This window comes from Streptomyces sp. NPDC002870, assembly GCF_042888505.1.
Lineage (GTDB): Bacteria > Actinomycetota > Actinomycetes > Streptomycetales > Streptomycetaceae > Streptomyces.
In genome coordinates this window covers 14612-36445 of the sequence record NZ_JBIAPW010000018.1, presented here as the reverse complement: position 1 = coordinate 36445, position 21834 = coordinate 14612, and the positions used below count along the sequence as shown (strand labels likewise).

Sequence of the window (21834 nt, the reverse complement as noted above, 5' to 3'; positions counted from 1 at the left end):
CGGACTGTGTGTCGGTGCGCCCCGCCCCGAACGTGCGCCAGGAGGCGCGTGCGTCAGAGACACACACGCCTCAGGTCGTACCGGCCTGCTGGATGCTGTCGCCGCTGTTGCCGATGGCGACGTGGGTGGCGATGCGCCGGAAGTCGTTCATCACGCCGAACATGCTCTTGTTGGACGGCAGGAGGGCCTGAAGGGCCTGGAGCGCGGTGGCTCCCGCCAACTGGGCCTGGAACAAGTCTTTGTAGGCGTTGTAGACCCGCGCCGTGTAGTTGGGCTCCTTCGCCGCGTTCGTCCGGTGGTCGTTGGTGAGGGCGATTGAGGCCAGGTCCATCAGATAGCAGTCGATCAGGTCAGTGACGTCCTGGGCCTTGGCACCCTCCTCGCCGGCCTGCGCGTCCTCCGCCAGGATCTTGGCCATTCCCAGGACGATGTCGCGGTAGATCCGGTGCCTTGTGCTGCTGGGGAAGGCGGCCATGATGTGGTCGGCCTGACCAGCGCCCTCGGTGTTCATGGTGCGCGGTGTGCTGAGGTCGGCCAGCCCCGGCACGGTCAGCGGGACTCCCTGGAACATCTCCTCCTCGTCGGGGATGTTCGTGTTGCGGGAGGCGAGCGGGTGCAGGCCGATCTCGTGGGCCAGCATGCCCATGATGTAGCCGATGTCGTACTTCTCGAAGTAATAGCTGGCGAGGTTGATGTCCACGCCGTCATCGTCACGGTCCCTCACGTCGGCCGGGGGCTCCGTCGTCCGCAGGTGCAGGGTGATGCGGCAGGGGCGGGTGCCGATGTACTCCCTGATGGTGTCGTGCTTCCGCAGCAGATCGATGATGCGGATCGCCTTGTCGCGGTACCTCTCGTTCGTGTGCGCCAGGTTCGTGAACTCGAAGTTCCCCGACGAGAACGGCACGTAGGCCCTTGCTGGGGCGGTGGGGGTCGCGTTCGGGTCCTGCGGCATACGGGCCGGGACCTCGGTGACTTCGGTGACTCCCGCGCCGCTGTGGGACGGTCGGGGCAGGGAGACCGGGTCCACCCACACGGACTCGCGGAGGACCGGATCGGTGCCGGTGCGTACCGCGTCCCAGGTCTGCTCGGTGTCCTCCTCCGCGCTTCCCTCCGGCTGCGGGGTTACGTCCCCGATCAGCGCACCCAGCAGAGCCAGGTGCCGACTCCTCAGTCCGGCGACGGCGAGTGAGGAGTCCTCGGGGTCCGCGTTGAGGCCGCCGAGGAGACTGCCCGGGACGTGGGGTCGGTGCGGGGAGTCGGCGTCGCGGTACTCGTCCCGCAGGCCGAGCTGGTGCGTCAGCTCATGCACCATCTGCACCGGGTCGGCATCCGCCCACCAGGTGTTCTGGTCCATGGTTCGGTCCCGGCCCGCCAGGTCCACGGTCAGGTGAGGAGCGTCGGCCGGGTCGACGTCCTCGACGGTCACGTGCAGCAGGTCACCGTTGGGCAGCCGGTAGCCGGGCCTGTTAAGGAACTCGCTGACGCCCGCGTTGAGTTGGCCGAACACGCGTGAGGCCTGCCCGTCCGTGCCGCGTATCGCGATGCGGACGGTCAGGTCGGTGACCGCATCGCCGTCGTAGGTGAACCGCCGCGCGTCGAACCCGGAACGCACGACGAACCGGGGCCGGTTGTCACGCGGTCCTCTTGGCTGCGGTGCGCCGGGTGTCTGGGTCTGGGGCGCCGTGTCGGTTCTCCTCTGCGGAAGCCGGGGACGGGCTTCACCGGTGTCACTGCCGGCCTGTGCCGACGTCGAGGTCTGGATGCTGTCGCCCTGGTTGTTGAACGCGACGCTGCTACCCAGGCCCAGGAAGTTGCTCGTGACGTTGTACCAGCTCTTGTCGGCCGGCAGCAGACCCCGCACCGGGCTGTCCTGCGCCAACTGCGCTGCGAACTGCGCCTTGTAGGCGTTGTAGACCTTCGCCGTATAACGCGGTTCCCACGCCGCGTCCTTACGCTTGTCATTGGTCAGCGCGATCGTGGCCAGGTCCATGAGGTAGGTGTCGATCAGGTCCGTTACGTCCGCGGGCTTGGCACCCTCTTCGCCGCCCTGCGCGTCCTCTGCCAGGTCCTTGGCCATGTCGAGCACGATGTCCCGGTAGATGCGGTGCCTGGTACTGCTGGGGAACGCGGCCATGATGTGGTCGGCCTGACCCGCACCCTCGGTGTTCATCATCCGCGGGGTCTTCAGGTCGGCCAGCCCCGGAACGGTCAACGGCATCCCTGCGAACATGCCTTCCTCGTCAGGGATGTTTGTGTTGCGGGACGCGAGAGGGTGCAGGCCGATCTCATGGGCCAGCATCCCCATGATGTAACCGATGTCGTACTTCTCGAAGTAGTAGCTCGCGAGGTTGATGTCCACACCGGCATCACCACGGTCCGTCACGTCGGCCGGGGTCTCCGTCGTCCGCACGTGCAAGGTGATACGGCAGGGGCGATTGCCGATGTACTCGCGGATGGTGTCGTGCTTCCGCAGCACATCGATGATCCGGACGGCCTTGTCCCGGTACTTCTCCTCCGTGTGCTTCAGGTTGGTGAACTCGAAGTTCCCCGACTTGAAGGGCGTAAGGGTCGGTTCAGCGGCGGCGTTGGCTGGTGTCGCGTTCGGGTCATGCGGCATGCGAGCCGGGACCTCGATGACTGCCGTGCCGTCGTCAGCCGACCGCGGCAGAGAAACCGGGTCCACCCACACCGACTTCCGGAGGACCGGATCGGTGGCTGTGCGAGCCGCATCCCAACTCTGCTCGCTGGCCTGTCCGCTTGGCTCAGGCTGCGGGGTCACGTCCCCGATCAGCGCACCCAGCAGGGCCAGATGCCGACCCCGCAGACCCGAGGAAACGAGCGAGAAGTCCTCGGGGTCCGCGTTCAGGTCGCCGAGGAGACTGCCCGGGATGTGCGGACGGTGCGGAGAGTCGGCGTCACGGTACTCGTCCCGTAGACCGAGCTGGTGCGTCAGCTCATGCACCATCTGCACCGGGTCGGCGTCCGCCCACCAGGTGTTCTGGTCCATGGTTCGGTCCCGGCCTGCCAGGTCCACGGTGAGGTGCGGGGAGTCCGAGGGGGCGACGTGCTCGACGGTGACGTGGAGGCGGTCGCCGTTCGGCAATCGGTAAGCGGGGTTGTTGAGGAACTCCCGTACACCTGAGTCGAGTTGATCGGCCACGAGCGTGGTCAGACCCTCCGGGCCCCGTATCGCGAGCCGGACGGTGAGGTCCGTGACCTGCTCGCCCTGGTAGGAGAAGCGGCGTGCGTCGAAGCCCGACCGCACCACGAAGCGGGGGCGGCTGTCGCGCGGACCCCTCAACTGCGTTGTTGCGAGCGGGGCTTGCTGGATGCTCTCCTCGGTCTGCTGACTGTTGTCGGTTGCTTGCGGGAGTCGGGGGCGGGCCTCGTCCGTCGGCATGGGTTGCTGAATGCTGTCGCCGCGGTTGTTGGTGGCGACGCTTGCGGCCAGTGTGGTGAAGTCCCGCACCACGCCGAACATCCCCTTGTCGGCGGGCAGCAGAGCACGGATGGGGCTGTCCTCGGCCATACGCGCAGCGAAGAGCGCCTTGTAGGCGTTGTAGACCTTCGCGGTGTTACCAGGCTCCTTGGCCGCGTTCACCCGGTAGTCGCTGGTGATCGCTATAGACGCGAGGTCCATCAGATAGCAGTCGATCAGGTCCGTGACGTCCTGGGGCTTGGCTCCCGGCACATGCGCCTGCGCGAACTCGGCCAGCATCTCCGCCATCTTCAGCACGATGTCGCGGTAGATCCCGTGTCTCGTACTGCTGGGGAATGCGGCCATGATGTGGTCGGCCTGACCCGCGTTGTCGGTGTTCATCGTGCGCGGCGTCTTCAGGTCGGCCAGCCCCGGAACCGGCAGCGGAATACCCTGGAACATCTCCTCCTCGTCGGGGATGTCCCGGTTCCGGGAGGCAAGCGGGTGCAGGCCGATCTCGTGGGCCAGCATCCCCATGATGTAACCGATGTCGTACTTCTCGAAGTAGTAGCTGGCGAGGTTGATCTGGACCCCGTCTTCGCCCAGGTCACGCACGTCGGCCGGCGTCTCGGTCGTGCGCACATGCAGAGTGATCCGGACAGGGCGGCCGCCCACGTACGCCTTGATCGTCGGGTGATCCCTGAGCACATCGACGATCCGCACCGCCTTCGCGCGGTACCGCTCATTCGAACGCTTCAGATTCGTGAACTCGAAGTTCTCCATCACGAAGGGACCCGAATCGGGCTCCGCAGCGGTGGCAGGTGTCGCATTCGGACCCTGCAGCATACGGGCCGGGACCTCGGTGACTGCCGTGCCGTCGGTGGACTGTCGGGGCAGGGAGACCGGATCCACCCAGATCGCCTCGCGAAGGACCGGGTCGGTGCCGGTGCGTACCGCGTCCCAGGTCTGCTCGCTGTCCTCCTTCGCGCTTTGCTGCGGCTGAGGAGTCACGTCCCCAATCAGCGCACTGAGCAGCGCCAGGTGCCGGCCGCGCAGACCTGCGACGGCGAGCGAAGAGTCTTCGGGGTCCGCGTTCAGGTCACCGAGCAGGCTCCCCGGAATGTGCGGGCGGTGCGGGGAGTTGGCATCCCGGTACTCGTCCCGCAGGCCGAGCTGGTGCGTCAGCTCATGCACCATCTGCACCGGATCGGCATCCGGCCACCAGGTGTTCTGATCCATGGTCTGATCCCGGTTGGCCAGGTCCACGGTCAGGTGCGGCGAGCCCGAAGGCGTAACCAGCTCGACGGACACGTGCAGCAGGTCACCGTTCGGCAGCCGGTAACCGGGAACGTTGAGGAATTCGCTGACACCTGACTTGAGCTGGTCGATCACGCGTGAGGCCTGCCCGTCCGTGCCGCGTATCGCGATGCGGACGGTGAGGTCGGTGACCGGATCACCGTCGTAGGTGAACCGCCGCGCATCGAAGCCCGACCGGACAACGAACCGCGGCCGGCTGTCACGCGGCCCCCTCGGCCGCGATGTGTCGGACGGCCCGCTCTGAAGCCCGGTGTCGGTGCTGCCCTGCGGAAGCCGCGGGCGGGCCTCGCCCGTGTCGCTGCCGCTCGGCGTCGGCGTGCTGGTCTGGATGCTGTCGCCCTGGTTGTTGAAGGCGACGCTGCTGCCCAGGCCCAGGAAGTTGCTCGTGACGTTGTACCAGCTCTTGTCGGCCGGCAGCAGACCCCGCACCGGGCTGTCCTGCGCCAACTGCGCTGCGAACTGCGCCTTGTAGGCGTTGTAGACCTTCGCCGTATAACGCGGTTCCCACGCCGCGTCCTTACGCCGGTCGTTGGTGAGCGCGATCGTGGCCAGGTCCATGAGGTAGGTGTCGATCAGGTCCGTGACGTCCTTGGCCTTGGCGCCCTCCTCCCCCGTTCGCGCATCCTCCGCCAGGACACCGGCCATTTTCAGCACGATGTCGCGGTAGATCCGGTGCCTGGTGCTGCTGGGAAAGGCGGCCATGATGTGGTCGGCCTGACCCGCACCCTCGGTGTTCATCGTGCGCGGGGTCTTCAGGTCCGTCAGCCCCGGAACCGTCAGCGGAACCCCCGCGAACATCCCCTCCTCGTCGGGGATGTTCGTGTTCCGCGAGGCCAAGGGGTGCAGGCCGATCTCATGGGCCAGCATCCCCATGATGTAACCGATGTCGTACTTCTCGAAGTAGTAGCTCGCGAGGTTGATGTCCACACCGGCATCACCACGGTCCGTCACATCGGCCGGAGTCTCCGTCGTACGGAGGTGCAGGGTGATCCGGACAGGGCGGTCGCCGACGTAGTCACGGATCGTGTCGTGCTTCCGGAGCAGCTCGATGATGCGGACCGCCTTGTCGCGGTACCCCTCGTTCGTGTGCTTCAGGTTGGTGAACTCGAAGTTCCCGGACTTGAAGGGGATGAGGACCGGCTCCGGTGCTGCGGGCGTCGTGTTCGGGTTCTGCGGCATACGGGCCGGGACGCCGGTGGTCGCCGTGCGGTCGGTGCCGGTGTCGGTGTCGGTGTCGGCCTGGGGCAGTCTGGGGCGTGCCTCGCCGGTGTTGCCGCCGGTCCGGTCCGGAGCAACGGGTTGCTGGATGCTGTCGCCGCGGTTGTTGGTTCCGACGCTGGTGGCGAGCTGGGCGAAGTCTCCGAGGACGCCGAACCTTCCCTTGTCGGCGGGCAGCAAGGGGCGGACGGGACTGTCCTGGGCGATGTGCTCGGCCAGCTGGGCTTTGTAGGTGTTGTAGACCCTTGCCGTGTAGTTGGGGTCCCTGATCGCCCTCGCCCGGTGGTCGTTGGTGACCGCGATGGAGGCGAGGTCCATCAGGTAGGTGTCGATCAGGTCGGTGACGTCCTTTGCCTTGGCGCCCGTCACGCCGACCCGTGCGTGCTGCGCGAGCACCCCGGCCATTTCCAGGACGATGTCGCGGTAGATGCCGTGCCGGATGGTGTGGGGGAAGGCGGCCATGACGTGGTCTTCCTGGCCGGCGCCTTCGGTGTTCATGAAGCGCGGCGTCTTCAGGGTCTCCAGTCCCGGTACCAGCAGGGGCATGCCCCGGTACAGCTCCTCCTCCTCGGGGATCTTCGTGTTGCGGGAGGCGAGGGGGTGCAGGCCGATCTCGTGGGCCAGCATGCCCATGATGTAGCCGATGTCGTACTTCTCGAAGTAGTAACTGGCGAGGTTGATCTGGACGCCGTCGTCGCCCAGGTCACGCACGTCGGCCGGGGTCTCGGTCGTGCGCAGGTGCAGGGTGATCCGGACAGGGCGGCCGCCGACGTAGTTCTTGATGGTGCTGTGCTCGTCGAGCAGCTCGATGATCCGGACCGCCTTGTCGACGTACCTCTCCGTCTGGTTCAGGTTGGTGAACTCGAAGTTCCCCAACTTGAAGGGACGGAGGACCGGCTCCGGTGCGGCGGGCGCCGTGTCCGAGTCCTGCTGCATGTGAGCCGGAACCTCGGTGGCTGCCGGGCCGTCGGCGGGTCGGGGCAGGGAGACCGGATCGACCCAGATGGACTCGCGGGTTTCCGCAGCGGCGGCGCTCCGGGCCGCCGCCCAGCTCTGGTCGGCCTGGTCGCCGTTCTGCTGAGGCGCTGGGGTCACGTCGCCGATGAGCGCCCCGAGCAGGGCCATGTGCCGGTCGCGCAGGCCGGCGGGGGCGAGGGAGGCGTCTTCGGTAGCTCCATCGAGGTCGCCCAGCAGACTGCCGAGGATGTGCGGGCGGTGCGGGGAGTCGGCGTCCCGGTACTCGTCGCGCAGGCCGAGCTGGTGGGTGAGCTCGTGCACCATCTGCACCGGGGCGGCGTCGGACCACCAGGTGGTCTGGTTCATCGCCTGGTCCCGGCCCGCCAGGTTCACGGTCAGGTGCGGCGCATCGGTGGGATCGACGTGCTCGACGGTCACGTGCAGCCGGTCGCCGTTGGGCAGGCGGTGGTCCGGGTCGTTCAGGAACTCGCTCACGCCCGCGTTGAGCTGGTCGAACACGCTCGAGGCCTGGCCGTCCGTGCCCCGCATCGCAATGCGGACGGTGAGGTCGGTGACCGGCTTGCCCTGGTACGAGAACCGCCGGGCGTCGAAGCCTGAACGCACCACGAACCGGGGTCGGCTGTCGCGAGGGCCGCGCGTCGGCGAGGTGGCGGACGGCGCGGTCTGCGGCGCGGGGCCGGTGCCCGCCTCGGGAAGTCTGGGGCGTGCCTCGCCGGTGTTGCCCCCGGCCTGGTCCGGAGCAACGGGCTGTTGGATGCTGTCGCCGCGGTTGTTGGTCGCGATGCTGGTGGCGAGCTGAGTGAAGGACCGTGCGACGCCGAACAGGCTCTTGTTCGACGGCAGGAGGTTCCGAAGAGCGGTGTTCTCCGCCAACTGGGCGCGGAGCATCTCCTTGTAGGCGTTGTAGACCCTTGCCGTGTAGTTGGGCTCCTTGACCGCGTTCATCCGGTAGTCGCTGGTGACCGCGATGGAGGCGAGGTCCATCAGGTAGGTGTCGAAGAGGTCGGTGACGTCCTGGGACTTGGCGCCCGTCACGCCGACCCGCGCGTGCTGCGCGAGCACCTTGGCCATCTCTATGACGATGTCGCGGTAGATGCCGTGCCGGATGGTACGGGGGTAGGCGGCCATGATGTGGTCGGCCTGGCCCGCCCCCTCGGTGTTCATGGTGCGCGGCGTCTTCAGGTCCGTCAGTCCCGGCACCGGCAGGGGCAGACCCCGGTACAGCTCCTCCTCCTCGGGGATCTTCGTGTTGCGGGAGGCGAGGGGGTGCAGGCCGATCTCGTGGGCCAGCATTCCCATGACGTAGCCGATGTCGTACTTCTCGAAGTAGTAACTGGCGAGGTTGATCTGGACGCCGTCGTCGCCCAGGTCACGCACGTCGGCCGGGGTCTCGGTCGTGCGCAGGTGCAGGGTGATCCGGACAGGGCGGCCGCCGACGTAGTTCTTGATGGTGCTGTGCTCGTCGAGCAGCTCGATGATCCGGACCGCCTTGTCGACGTACCTCTCCGTCTGGTTCAGGTTGGTGAACTCGAAGTTCCCCAACTTGAAGGGACGGAGGACCGGCTCCGGTGCGGCGGGCGCCGTGTCCGAGTCCGTGGGGGCGTCGGAGCCCGCGTCGGTGCCGGACAGCGTGCTCAGCTCGTACGCCTCCTCCTCCAGGAGACCCGGGAGGTCGCTGCCCGTCGGTGACGGGGGCAGCGGAAGGGTGGCCGCGTCCTGGAGGAGCGCGTCCTGCGGGGTCGGGTCTTGCAGGGTCGGGTCCTGCGAGACCGGGTCCTGCGAGGCCGGATCCGGCACGGGCGGGACCGGCGTAGCGGTGTCGACGGACGTCGTGACCTGTGCCGCGGGCCCCTTCAGCTCGGTCCCCTTCAGCTCGGAACCCTCCAGCACCGGGGCCTTCTGCTCCGGGCCGTTCGGCTCCGGCGCCTTCAAGCCTTTCGGTTCCGGTGCCTTCGACTCCGTGTCCTTGGGCGCGGGAGCCTTCGGCGTGGGTGCAGGCGTGTGCAGGCTCAAGGGGACGAAGTCCCCGCCCCGGCGGCGGAGCCGAAGGTGCGGACCGCTGTCGCCGGACGGGCCGGGGTAGGTGTGGGCGGTTCCGTTCTCCTCGATCAGGGTGACGGTGGTGCCGGTCGCGGCGGCGGCCCACCGGGCCACCGCACGGTCGGCCCCGGGACCCCACGGGGCCTCGGCGAGGTGGCGGCGCAGATGCCCCTCGCGGGCGTCCTGGCTCGGCGCGGGCTCGCCGGGGTGGGTCCGCAGGGGTGGGGGTGCGAAGAGCGAGTCGCGTTCCGCCGAGTCGGCGGGCAGACCGTTCAGACGCATCAGCTGGGCGGGCGACGCCCCGGCGCGCCTGCGCAGCCGTGCCGCCTCCTGGCGGTCCAGTCCGGGCTGCTCCGCTGCCTGTCGCAAGGCCGTGGAGAGCGCGCCGAAAAAGCCGTTGCCGCGGCCGGCGGGGGCGACCTGGGTGTAGGTGGCGCCGTCGGGTGCGGTGAGGACGCCGTCGCGGTCGAGGCGGTAGCGCGGGCCGCTGCTGTCGGCGGGCGGCAGCCAGGGCGGGGTGGTGTGGCTGCGGTGCGCGGGCGGCTGCGCGGACCGCGACTCCGACCCGGGGCTCGTCGTGGTGTCGGTACCCGAGGTCCCCTCGGCCGATGTCCCGGTGTTCGCACCGGTACCGGTCGCGGTCGTCGCAGTTGCCGCGGTCGTACCGGTCGTCCGGGCCGGCAACGGGGTGGTGACCGGCGGCGAGGTCCCGGGCGGAAGCGCGGCGTGGAAGAAGCCGTCGGTGGTGAAGAGGACCGGATCGGTGGCCGGGTCGACGGCGGCCGGATCGGTGCCGTGCGGGAGGAAGAGCTGGTCGCGGCCCTCACCGGTCACCACGGTGAGCGGGGTGCCCAGGACGCGGGCGGCGAGGGCGGGCAGCAGGTCGGCTCCGCCGTGATCCCCGGCGCGGCGCTCGGGCCGGGCCGGTTCGCCGTCCGGGCGCTCCGTGCCGCCGTCCTGCAGCGGCTCGCTCGCGAACGGGCGGGACAGGGCCGCGGTGGCCAGCGCCACCCGCTGCGCGGGGGTCGGCCAGTAGGTCTGCGGGAGTCGGCCGAAGGCATCGAACTCGGTCTGCTGCGCCGGAGTCAACTGCACACCCGCGGCGTCGAGTTCGTCCTGCGTGAAGGTGTCCTCGGCGTCCAGGGCGAGGGCGTCGAGCAGGTCCTCGTTGCCGTCTTCGCCCAGCTCCCAGGCGAGGCGGTCGCGGGCGGTGCCGATGGCCTCCGCGGTGACCGCCGGGTCGCCGGAGGCGCCCGTGAACCGGTCGGCGAGGTCGGTGCCGAGCAGGTGGGGCAGGCGGCCTCGGGCCTCGGCGGCAGCGAGCAGCGCGTGGAAGAACGAGGCGCCGTCGTGCGGCATGTCGTGCACCTCGCGCACCGTGGCGCCGTCCGGCGAGGTGAGGGTGCGTGGGGCGGAGTCCGTCCCGTCGGTGATGACGTACGGCTCGGGTGCCTCGGAGCGCCAGCCCGGCTCGGCGTACTCCTGCGGCCGGTCCGGCACCGGGACGGAGGCCGAACCCTGGTGGTGCGCGGTGAGGCGGGAGGCGGCCAGGTGCAGCCGGTGGTGGTCCCGGGCGGCGGCGTCGGTGTGCTGCTCCCACCGGTGGACCTCCTGGCGGGCGGCCTGCCAGGCGACGACGGCTGGGGACCAGACCATGTCCTGCGGCAGATCGGTCGGCGGACCGGAGTTGTCGTCGCCGAGCGCGGCCTGTTCCGCCGGGCTCAGGTCGAGCCACGTCTCACGGGCCCGCGCCCGTGCGTCGTAGTAACCCTTCTCGGCCGCGGCGAGGTCGCCCGCCGCCTTGGACAGGTCCTCCCAGGCCGCGAGGACCTCGTCGGGGAACGTGGTGTCGTCCAGGAGGCCGTAGTCGCGGGCGATGTCCTCGCGCAGCCAGACCAGGGCGGTGGTCTCGGCCTCGGCGGCGCGCGGCCCGCGCTTGGCCTTGCCGAGCGCGTGCAGCGGGCGGCTGTCGGTGATGCGGTGGTCCGCCTCGGCCACGGACAGCCAGCTCACCGGCAGCGCGAAGAGCATGCTCCGGTCGGTGACGACCTTGAGGTGGGTGCCGAGGGTGGTGTCCGCGGTGCCCTTGAGCACGGTGCCGTCGTTGGAGCCACCGATCGGGACCGTGGCGCCCGGGTTGGTCACACCCGCGTTGCTGTTGCCCGCCATCGGCGCGGTGCCCACGGCGCCCTCGACGTTGTCGGTGATGCCGGCCTCCAGCGCGTCGGAGGTCTTCGCCCGTTGCATGGCCTCCATGCGCGGTTTGTTCTCCACAGCGAGCAGGCGGGCGCCGCGGCGGTGCATCTTCGCGTAGAGGCGGGAGTCCGCGGTGTGGTACTGCCCGAAGAGGCGCGCGGAGGCCTGGGCGGGCAGCGGTGAGCCGTTCGCGCCGAGCGCCTCGCGGAAACCGGCGGTCAGACCGCCCTGCGCGGTGGCCTCCTGCTGGGCCTGGGCGGGGGCGGTGCCGAGGCCGGTGAGCGGGGTCTGGCGGGCCATGCGCACGCGTGAGTCGAGGACCTTGCCTGTGTGCCGTTTGCCGAGGTCGCCGTCGCCGAGGCCGTCGGCGCGCGCGGTGGCGAGGGTCAGGGCGTCCTGCACGTTGGCGGCGCCGCGGATGTCCACGGCGAGGATGCCGGAGCCGATCCGGTCGTCGAAGGGCAGGATGTCCGGGTCGGCGCCACCAGTGCCGTCCCCGGCGGCGGAGGTGCGCCAGGCGGCGATGCCCTCCGGGCGGGCCTGGGCGGCGGTCAGCATCTTCACCGCGCGTTCGGGTTCCGGCACGTCCTGCTCGGTGAGCGCGCCGTCGGCGCCGTCGCCGTCCGGGGTCAGCAGATTCGCCGGGAGGATCTCATTGAGGCTTCCGACCGGGGTGTTGACGCCCGGGGTGAGCGGATCACCGGTCGCGTTCGTCATGGTGACGGTCAGGACGTAGCTGGTGACGATCTCGGCGTGCGCCTGGGTGGTGGCGATGTTCGGCATCGCGGTGGTGCCGGCGGTCAGGGTCCGGGTGCTCGACCGCTGCTTGGCCGCGGTGCCCTGGAGCGAGGGGTTGGCGACGAGAATGCCGCTCTCCGCCGCGCGCTGACCGGCGCTGAGCGTCACGTCGGCGCCGCGGTCCTGGGAGGTGCCGTCGGCGTCGTCGCGGGCGATGGTGCGGTAGTCCTCCAGCTCGTAGCCGGTACGCAGCCTGTCCACGGTGGTGGTGACCGGAGTCAGCTTGAACTGGACCTGTCCGGGGCTGCCGCCGACCGGCAGGTGGTGCGGGCTGGTCCAGGCGCGGTAGCGGACCGGCAGGTTCATCCCGTCGGTCGTCAGCTCGTGCAGGTGGCCGCGGAGGAAGTCCGGGGAGAGCCGCTGGAGGACCTGCTCCCGGTCGTGCGAGGGCACCCCGATCTTCTCCAGCTGCCCCATCAGCTGCTGTGCCGCAGGGCCGGCGTCGAGTTGGCCGCTGGGGTGGGTGGGGAAGCGGCGGTTGCGCAGGTAGGGGGGCACCCGGTAGCCGCCGCCGAGGTTGTGCGGGGTGGTGATGCCCAGGCCGTCCCGGGCGAGCCCGGCCTCGATGACGTCCTGCATCGGGAGGTGGAACATCACCGCGTCACGGATGCGCTGGAGCGCGGCGGCGGCCCGGCGTGGGGCGAGACTGTCGCCGAGGCGCTCGGAGAGCCGACCGGCCGCGGAGCTGATACGGGCGCCGGCGCGGGTGCCCACCGTGCCCATCGCGGCCGTCCAGCGGTCCCGTACCGCGACGGTCTCGGCGGCGTCGGCGACCACCAGGTACATGCGCCCGGCGAAGGTGAGGGTGGTGTTGCGTCCCCGGGTGAGGGTCTGCGAGACGCTGCGGCCCTTGCCCCAGGCGTACTGCAGGGCGGTCGAGTAGGAGCCGACCACCGCCGACCGGCCCGGGGCCTGCTGCAGCGGCATGTCGGCACCCTGGAGGCCGACGGTGGTACGGGAGACGGTGCTCGTGCTGCCGGCGACGCGGTGCTCGTTGCCGATGGTGGCCTCGAGGCTGGCCGGCTTCGGATCGCTCTTGACCCGGAAGTTGCCCAGTTCGCCGCGGACCGCCGCCTTGAGGTAATGGGTACGGAACGGTCCGGCGCCATTGAGTCCGGCGACGCGGGAACCGAACGGGCCCAGATACTGGCCGAGTTGCCCGGCCACGCTGAGGTTGGCCATCGCCCGGCGCAGCGCGGTGCGCACCGGGGCGCCGGGTGCGCTGACGTGCCAGGAGCTGCCCGAGGCACGGTCAGCGGTGTCCTGCATGAGCTGCTGGCGCTGCGGGCCGCCCTCGGCGCTCAGCACCACGTGCGGAACGCTCAGCAGTTTCTTGGTGAGCTGCCGGTCGGGCGAGTCCGTCCTGGGCAGCGGGCGGGTGCCGTCGAGGAGTTGGTCCGCCTCGGTGGAGGAGAGCTGCTGCGGTACGGCCGCGGTCGCCGGTGCCGGCCCGGTGGGCGGCGGGTCGGCGGGGGCGTGGCGGTCGGAGCCGTGCGCGGCGGGCACGGCCAGCTCCACCCGGCCCACGGTCTCGTTGCCCCGGGTGAACAGTGGCCGTTCCTCGACCTTGCTGACGAAGACGCCCGCGCCGAGCAGGCCGACCGAGGCGAGCCGGGCCCAGCCGCGCGGGCGGCGGTGGCCCTCGAAGGAGGCACCCAGCTCCACCTGGTAGCTGTAGAGGTCGGCGCCGGTCTGGAACGTCAGCTGGTCGTGGGCCACCGCGACCGTGTTCCTGGTGGCCTTCTGGTCGGTCTTGGCGTGACGGACCCCGACTGTCACGTTGCCGGCCTGACGGGGCAGCCCGACGTCGGGCACCTTGTTGTGGTCGCGGGGCGAGACGCCCAGCTCGACACCTCCGGAGAGGGTGAGGGACGCCTGCTGCCCCTGGCCCGAGACCTCGGTGCCGATCACCGCGTTGCGCAGCGAGCGCTCGCTCATGGTGGTCTCGAACTGCCGGTCTGCGAGGCGTGCCCGGAGGATGAGCGTGTGGTGGCCGCGGCGCACCTTGCCGTCCTCGGTGAGGGTGACCGGCACCCCGGTGGTGGTCAGGTCGTCCAGGCTCTGCGCCAGGCTGGGCCGGTTCAGCGCCTCGCGCACCTGACGGTCGTTGTGCAGCGCCGTCCGCATCCGCCCGTCGCCGTACCAGAACTTGGCGAGCCGCGGGTGCCGCAGCATCAGCGGAGGGACGAACAGCGACGGGTAGGAGCGGTGCAGCGTGTCCAGGACGGCGTCCGCGAAGACCCGCATGGGGTCCTGGGGGACGGGCTGCTGAGCCGGCGGCTGCTGCTGACTCTGGCTTTGCCCCTGCGGCTGGCTCTGTGTCTGGGGCTGGGTCTGTACCTGAGATTGGGTCTGGGGCTGGGTCTGCCCCAGGGGCTGCGGCTGTACCTGGACCTGTGTCTGCACCTGGGGCTGCGACTGCGCCTGGGTCTGCGGGCGGACGGGGCGGAAGCCCTCGGCGCGGACCTGACCGCTCAGGTGGACCGGGTCCTCTCTGGTGAGGTACCACGGCACCGGCGGCTCGGCGTCCGGGTTGGGGCCCGCCTGGCCGGGCGTGCGGCTGTCCCAGCCCGCGAGGCGTCGGGCGTCCTGGGTGGAGATCCAGTCCAGGCTGATCACCCGGACCCGGCGGGCGGCCGACGGCGGTTCGCCGGGCTTGCGCACCATCAGGGTGCGCTCCACCCGGTACAGGGCGATCGGGTGGTTGCGGACCCGGCCGGTGGTCTTCCGGGCCGCGTCGACGCCGAGGTAGTGGCCGCGCCCGGCGCTGAGGTCCGCGCGGACCAACGGGCCGCCCTGGAGGCGCACATCGGTCTCCGCGCCGACGAGGGTGTAGTTCGGCCCGGCGGTGACCTGGATGCCCAGGCGGGTGTCACGGACGTGGCCGCGCTCGTTCTGGTAGGTGGTCTGGGTGAGGTCGCGCAACTCCGCCTTGACCGACTCGGTGACCAGCGTGGCCCGGTGCGGCACCGAGCGCTCCACGATCAGGTGCCCCAGCGGGTGCTGTCCGCTGCCCCGGGTCAGCTCGGGCCCGGTGACCGGCCCGGAGAACCGGCCGAACAGGGCGAGCAGCCGCCCCGGACGAACGTACGAGACGAGGGTGCGGTGCGCCGAACTCCCTGGCCGCGCCCCGGAGATGGCCAGCGCCATGTCCTCCGGCGGATCCGTCAGGTGCAGCCCGGTGGTGTCGGTGATCCGCGGCTCGACCCCGTCCGGGAAGGTGAGCGTCTTCGGTGCCCGCTGCGGTCCCTTGTAGGGCACGGTGAGGTCGTCCGGCAGCCGCCAGCTCAGCCCGTCGCGCATCGCGAACTCCGCGGAGTGCACTTGCGTACGCTGCCAATGGGGTTTCGGCAGCGGCGAGTTGGGCTGGTTGCCCGGGGTACTGCCCCGGCCGGACGAATTGTCGGGGCCGGTGGTCTTCGGTGCCTCGGTGACGCGGTCCACCCGCACCCGGTAGTGGACGTCGTCCAGGTGCAGGTGCGAGCCCTCGTGGGCGCGCCACTCGGACTGGTTGTACGCCTGGGTGCCCTGGGCGTAGTCGGTCCTGCGGGTCCATCCCAGCGAAACACCGATCTTCAGCAGCCAGTTGAGCGGCGGGCCCATGCTCAGCCCTCCGGCGATCCGGCGCCCGAAGCCGACGCTGCGCCCGCCGCCCGTACCGGCCTGGCCGCGTCGCATGGTGTCCAGCCGGACGGTGCCGCCGTTCACGTCGGAGAAGCGCTCCCAGCGGTGGTACGGGATGGCCTCGACCGTCATCTCGTGGCCGACGCCGGACTTCTCCCGGCCCACGAAGCGCGCGCCGCGCGGGGCGGTGAAGGCGCCGGGCTGCTCGGTCAGCAGGCGCAGCAGCTCCGCCTCGTCGAACTGGGCGCGCAGCTTCTTCGGCAGCTTGCTCAGGATCTCCTCGGCCACCTGCTCGGGCGAGCGCAGGGTCGTCTTGCCGGGGCCGGTGAAGAGTCCGCTGGGGCGACCGCGCGGGGTGCCGTCCGGCCGACCGGCCGGGGTGCCGTCACCCGGGCCGGCGTCCGGATGGATCAGAATCGTGGGCAGCCGGCTGCCGTCCTCGAAGGTGACGGTGGTCGGTACCGGGCCCGGCGGCCGGGCGTCCTGGCCGGTCAGCAGCCGGGCCGGGCGATGCCGTTCGAGCTGGGTCTCCAGCGGTACCGGGTCACCCCGGTCGGGGGCCTCGGTGTCGGGCCCGTCGAGGTCGGTGACCCCGCCCATGCTGCGCAGCCACTCCCCGAAGGGGTCTGAGCCGTCCGGGTCCGGGGTGGCCGGGTCAGGAATGGCCGGGTCCTGAGTGGTGGCCGGATCCTGTGTGGTGGTCGTGTTCGGGTCCGGGGTGGTGTTCGGGTCCGGTACGGGGGTGAGCGGCGCCGAGGCCGGGACCAGGGCGTCGTAGTGGTCAGTGCCGTTGTAGGCCAGGTGCAGGGCGCCGCCCTGGCCGCCCGGGTTGAGGGTGTTGACGAAGTGTCTCCCCGGCGACCGCGGGTCGGGCTGGACGAGCCGCAGATCGAGGTCGAGGGTGTGTGCCAGTGCTTCCGGGAGCTGGTCGGCGAAGGGAGAAGCCCACAGTGCCGGGAGCTCGGCCGCCGCGCCGACGAGTTCCTTGGCGCCGAGCCGCCACGCGTCGGCGGGGGTGGGCGCCACGTCCGCGAGGTGCGGGTAGTCGCTCTCCCGGAGGATCCGCTGCCATTCGCCGGCGTCGCCGTCGGTGACGACATCCTGCGCGATCCGGTTCCAGAGCTGGGTGATCCGGCTCCGCTCGGCCGGGTCCTGCGCCCCGGCGACGGCACGCATCCGCAGGTCGTCCACCACGGAGAACACCGGGTCCGGGATCGCCAGGGCCACGGCGTCGCCCAGTTCGGACTCGGTGATCCGGTCGCTCAGCAGACGGCGCAGGCCGGCGACGTTCCGTGCGGCCCACGCGGGTGGTACGGCCTGGCTGCGCGCACTGTCGAGCGCCGCCCGGAAGAGGCAGTTTCCGCCGCCCGGGGTGTCCAGGCGCCGGAAGGACAGGCCGTCCGCGTTCACGGTGTCCGCCGTGCCGGGCGTGGCCTTGCTGAGAAGGGTCATGTCCTCGGCGAGGCTCTCCGGGCGGCTCGACGCGGGCGCCAGGTCGGGCCTGCGGCGGGCGAGTTCGGCGGTGTCCTCGGAGCTCAGGCCCAGTTCGGACAGTGGCAGCGGGGTGCTGGAGAGCGACCAGGTGATCTGCGCGGAGGGCGCGTAGGAGAGACCGCGCACGTCCTCCGGCGACACGAGGGTGGTGGGCGAGAGCGCGGGCGGCGGCGGGGGCAGCAGGGCGTCGAGCGTGGTGTCGGGCCTTGCGGTGGAACGCAACTCGGCTGCGGCGCGCAGGAATTCGGTGTACTGCTCGAGCGTGGGATCGGCGCCCGGATCGGTGGTGGTGCCGCTCTTCGCACCGCCCCGGTCTACGACCATCCGGCGCAGCAGGTCCGGGGTCATCCGGCCGTCGCCGTAGCGGGCCGCGGTGTCCGGGCTGAGCCAGCGCAGGTTGTCCACGAAGGCGAGTCCGGCGAGCAACTCCCTGTTCTCCGGCCGCTGTTCGGCATCCGGGCCGAGGGCCTCGCGCAGCGTGCGGATCTGCTGGAGGGTACGGGCCCGGGCGAAGGCGTCGGCCGGTTCGGGGCCCGCGTGCAGGCCGGCGTCGCGCGCCAGATCGTCCAGGTCAACACCGCTGGGCTCAGGGGTGAAGAGCCGCCACCCTCCCGGCCCGTCCGAGCCCTGGGTGAGCACCGCGCGTACGGTGCCGTCCCTGTCCCGGGCGGTGCCCACCTCGGTGGTCGGCGCGTACACCTGCCGCCCGGTCCGGTTCGCCACGTGCTGTGCCACCGGCAGGCCCGCCACCTGCGGCTGCCGCCCGGTCTCGCAGGAGAACAGCACCAGTGGCCGGTCCTGATCGCCGTCCTGCGACCAGGACTTGAGCACCTCGCCGAGCTGTACGCCGCTGACCTTCACGGTGGGTCGCGCCGCGTCCTCGGTACCGAGAGTGACGGTACGGGAGGTGCCGTGCGCCGCGAAGTAGTCGGCGCCGCGCTCGGTGCCCGACCCGGGGAGCGCGGTCGGCGGGCCGGTGAACACGGTACGGCGGGCGGGCGAGTCCGCGACGGTCCCCGGGGCTTGTTGAGCGGAAGTGGTGCGCACGCCGCGGAAGGTGTCCTGGCCCAGCAGCGCGCGACGCCCCGCGCTGTGCGCCGTACCGTCCTCGGCCGGGCCCTGCGAGATGGTCAACGTCTGTACGGCGCGCCCCGGTTCAGGCTTGGCGGTCGCGTTCGGCACCCAGCGCCGCAGCTGCGCGACGGGCACCGTGTGGCCGTCCAGGGTGGTGACGAGCGGCTCGCCCGAGGGCCGTGCAGGACCGTTTCCGTTGTCGGCGGTAGCGCCACTGTTCGCGGGCCGCACGACGATCCGCCCCGTGGGCGGGGGCGCCACGGGGAGCGCCACAGGGGGTGGCGCCGGGGAGTTGTCCGACGTGGTGGGCGGCGGCGGGGGCGGGGTGCCGCCGTTCCCGGGCCCGCGACCGCCGCCGGGGCCGTGTCCGCCGACTCCGTTGTTGTTGCTGTCGCCGTTGCTGTTGCTGTTGCTGTTGCCCGACTCCAGGTACAGGTCGGTGGCCGTGTCGGTCCAAGGCCGGGACAGAGTGGCCAGCTTGGCCGCGGCGGGCAGGCTGGTGGCCGTGGAGTCCGAGCCGGCTCCATTGCCATCCACGAAAGACGTCGCGCCCGAGACCACCTTCGGGCGCGTAGCCGGGGCGATGACCGGGTCGCTGTCGGTGGTCGCGGTGCTCTGCGTGGCGGGGCCGGATGTGGTGGCAGGGGCCGGTCCGAGGGCGTCGGCGAGCGGCAGCAGCACGTCCGCGCCGGGGAACGCGGCGTCCGAGGTGGCGGGAGTGCCGTCCGGCATCACGGCAGTCGGGGGTCCGGTGAGCGGGCGGACCCGGACCGGGGCACCCGGGCCCTCGCGGGTCAGCTCGACGGCGGCGCGTACCGGACGCCCCGCTCCGTCCGGCGTGACCGACGGCCCGAGCACGACAGCCCGGTCGACCCCGGCCCCGTCCAACAGCTCGGCCGCTTCCGGCGTCCCCTCCCCCGGCGGCGGCACCTCCGAGACGACGATCGTCAACGGCGGTGACTGGCTGGGCGAGAGGCCCCCGGTTGGGGCAGGACCGGCCTTCACGTCGCTCAGGCCGCCGACGTCACGTGCATCGCCGACATCGCGTACATCGCCCGTGTCGGCGTACGAGCCGGTGGTGCCCACCTTCGGCGGGGCGGTGGTGATGTCGGGGGCCGGGGTGGGGTCGCTTTCGGTGGAGCCCGAAGGCCTGTCGCTCTCGCCCGAGTTGACGGCCTCCGGCGAGGGTGTGGTCGCCGGTGGCGTGCTGATCTCCGGCGGCGGGCTGATCTCCGAAGGAGAGGAGGTCTCCGAGGAGGGGGTCTCCGAAGAAGTACCAGTCTCCGGCGACTGCGAGCTCTGCGAGGCGTCGTCGGTCGTGGTCCGGGAGCCGTCCGCCGGGGCCGTGCCGTCCGGGTCACGGGTGCCCTGCGTGCCCTGGGGCTGCGCGGCGGAGGGGATCTGGGTGCCTCCGGCGGCGGGTACGCCACCCGGTCGGGCGCCCGTGCCTGAGCCGGTGTTCGAGCCCGTGCCTGAGCCGGTGCTCGTGCCCGTGCCCGGCGCGGCGGAGGTGGTGGGGCTGTTGGAGGCGACGGGACCGCCCCCCTGCCCCGGCACCGGAGTCGTACGGTCGTCCTGCGAGACCACCTCGTCCGGAGAGTTCTGGACGGTGCTCTCCGGGGAACCCACGACCGAGTTGTCCGGCGATGCCTCGGACGCGACACCGTCCCGGTCGCCGGTGACGACGGTGTTGTCGGCGCTGTTGGTGTTGTCGACCTGCACGTCCGTGTCGAGGTCCACCACCGGGTCGGCGTTGTTCCCGGCGGGACCGGGAGCGGAGTTGCCCGTGGAGCTGTTGCCGAACGTGCCCGTGGTGATCGGGGAGTCCACCGTGACCGGCGTGCCGAAGCTGTCGAGGGCGCGGCGGATCTCGTCGGTGTCGACCTGCGCTGCGGGGCTGTTCCCGGCGGGCACGACCCGGACCTCGGGCACCTGTGACAGGTTGCCGTGCAGGCTGTCGCGGACGCCGATCTCGGTGCCGCCGGGCGGCTGGGAGCCGCGCAGGGCGGCGAGGTCGCGCAGCGCCTGCTCGCGGACCTCGGCGGGACCGTTGTGGACCTGCTGCCACAGCTCGTTCTCGGCGGCGCTCACGGGCAGCGGGCCCGGGGAGTACGGCGGCGGGTCCAGGGTGATGTACGGCGGCGGGGCTTCGGTGGAGTGGGGCGGAGGCGACTGGCTGCCGGTGAAGTCCCCCTGCCCGGTGTTCTGTTGCGCGACGTGCGGAGGCGAGTTGCGCGTGGAGCCGGCGCCGCCCGAGGAGTCCGTACGCGGGAGACCGTCGGTACCGCCGGTACGGTCGGAGCCGTCGCCGTCGCGAGAGCGCGTGGACCCGTCGGAGTCCCGCGTGTCGGAGTCGCTGTTGCCTCCGGAGACGGTGGGCGGCGGCTGCATGCGCAACTTGTCAATGGCGTGGCGTAGTTCGGCGCCGCTGTTCAGGGCGGTGTCGGTGAGCGTGGCCTCCACCTGGCTGCTGATGCCCGCGCCGACGAAGGTGGACCAGCTGGTGGACCAGTCGCCGTCGAAGGCACCCTTGATCAGGATTTCGGCGAGCGCCTCGCCGGAGCCGGCGGCGAGGAAGTCGGCCGTCCCCTTGAGCCCGTAGTGCCCGGCCAGCGCGCCCGGCCGGTCGGCGTTGTTGCGCAGGATCTGGTTGTTGCGCCACAGGTTGGTGTTGTTCCGGAAGGAGAGCGGGTTGTTCCGGAAGGTGGTCGGCGTGTTGTTCGTGAGGTTGGGGCCGTTCCCGTACGGGCTGGGGTCCGGGCGGTCCTTCGGGGTGTTGTCGTGGGGGTTCGGGGTGGGGTCGGGGTTCGGCTTGGGGTTCGGGCCGTTGTTCTTGAAGTCGAGGTTCGGGGGGTTCTTGAGGTTGGGGTTGTTCTTGAAGTTGAGGTCCGGGCCGTTCTTGAGGAAGTTGTTGTCGTAGCTCTTGACGATGCTCTTCGCGAAGTCGTCGAAAATGCTGGTGAGGAAGCCTGCGGCGGCGCCGAACGCGGCCGACTTGAGGATGTCGTTCCAGTCGAAGCCGTCGGGGCGGCGGCCGTTGGGGGCGAAGTTCATCATCGCCAGCCGCACCGCGAAGGTGGTGAACGCCTCCGCGAACGCCTCGGTCAGCGAGGGCGCGATGTGCAGCCGCTGGAGCAGGTGGCTGAGGGTGGCGAGGATCATGAACCGGCTGCGCAGCTTGGCCATCATGATCTGGCTGGCCGAGGCGCCACCGGTGAAGAAGGACATCGCCAGGTAGATGGCGATCTCGATGAGCAGCCGGATGACCTCGGCGATGACCTGCCACTTGGACTCCATGATGTCCATGGACGTCTTGCGCCGGCCTTCGGCGATCTTGTCGAGTTGTTCGGCGAAATCGCGCAGGTAGTTCTTGCCGCCGTCGTCGATGAGCATGCCCATCGCCTTGGCGTACGACTTGGAGAGGTCGTCGGGCATGACCTCGGCGATGTCGTGGATGGACTTCTCGATCAGCGACGACATCCTGTCGAGCTTGCGGCCCAGACCGGAGTACGGCCGACGGCTCTCGTAGGCGAGGTCCTCGTCCGCGTCGATGAGCTTCTCCCCGGTGAGGATGAAGATCATCGCGTTGACCTCGGGCGATGCCATCATGCTCATCGAGGGCCGCCCCGCAGGCCGCTCGGGCAGGAAGGAGCGGCCGCTCCCGGCATGGTGCGGGA

General features: G+C 70.9%; 1 protein-coding gene. It reads right to left on the bottom strand.

Annotated features, from left to right (window positions below):
* Nucleotides 1–70: 70 nt before the first annotated feature.
* Nucleotides 71–21772, bottom strand: a complete 21702-nt coding sequence (locus ACFYWY_RS22130; protein WP_389189279.1) for a hypothetical protein — start codon at nucleotides 21770–21772, stop codon at nucleotides 71–73.
* Nucleotides 21773–21834: the final 62 nt, after the last annotated feature.

What these genes read in the sequence shown, in the direction of transcription:
- ACFYWY_RS22130 (WP_389189279.1), bottom strand. Translation starts at nt 21,772, where the DNA reads ATGAGCATGATGGCATCGCCCGAGGTCAACGCGATGATCTTCATCCTC.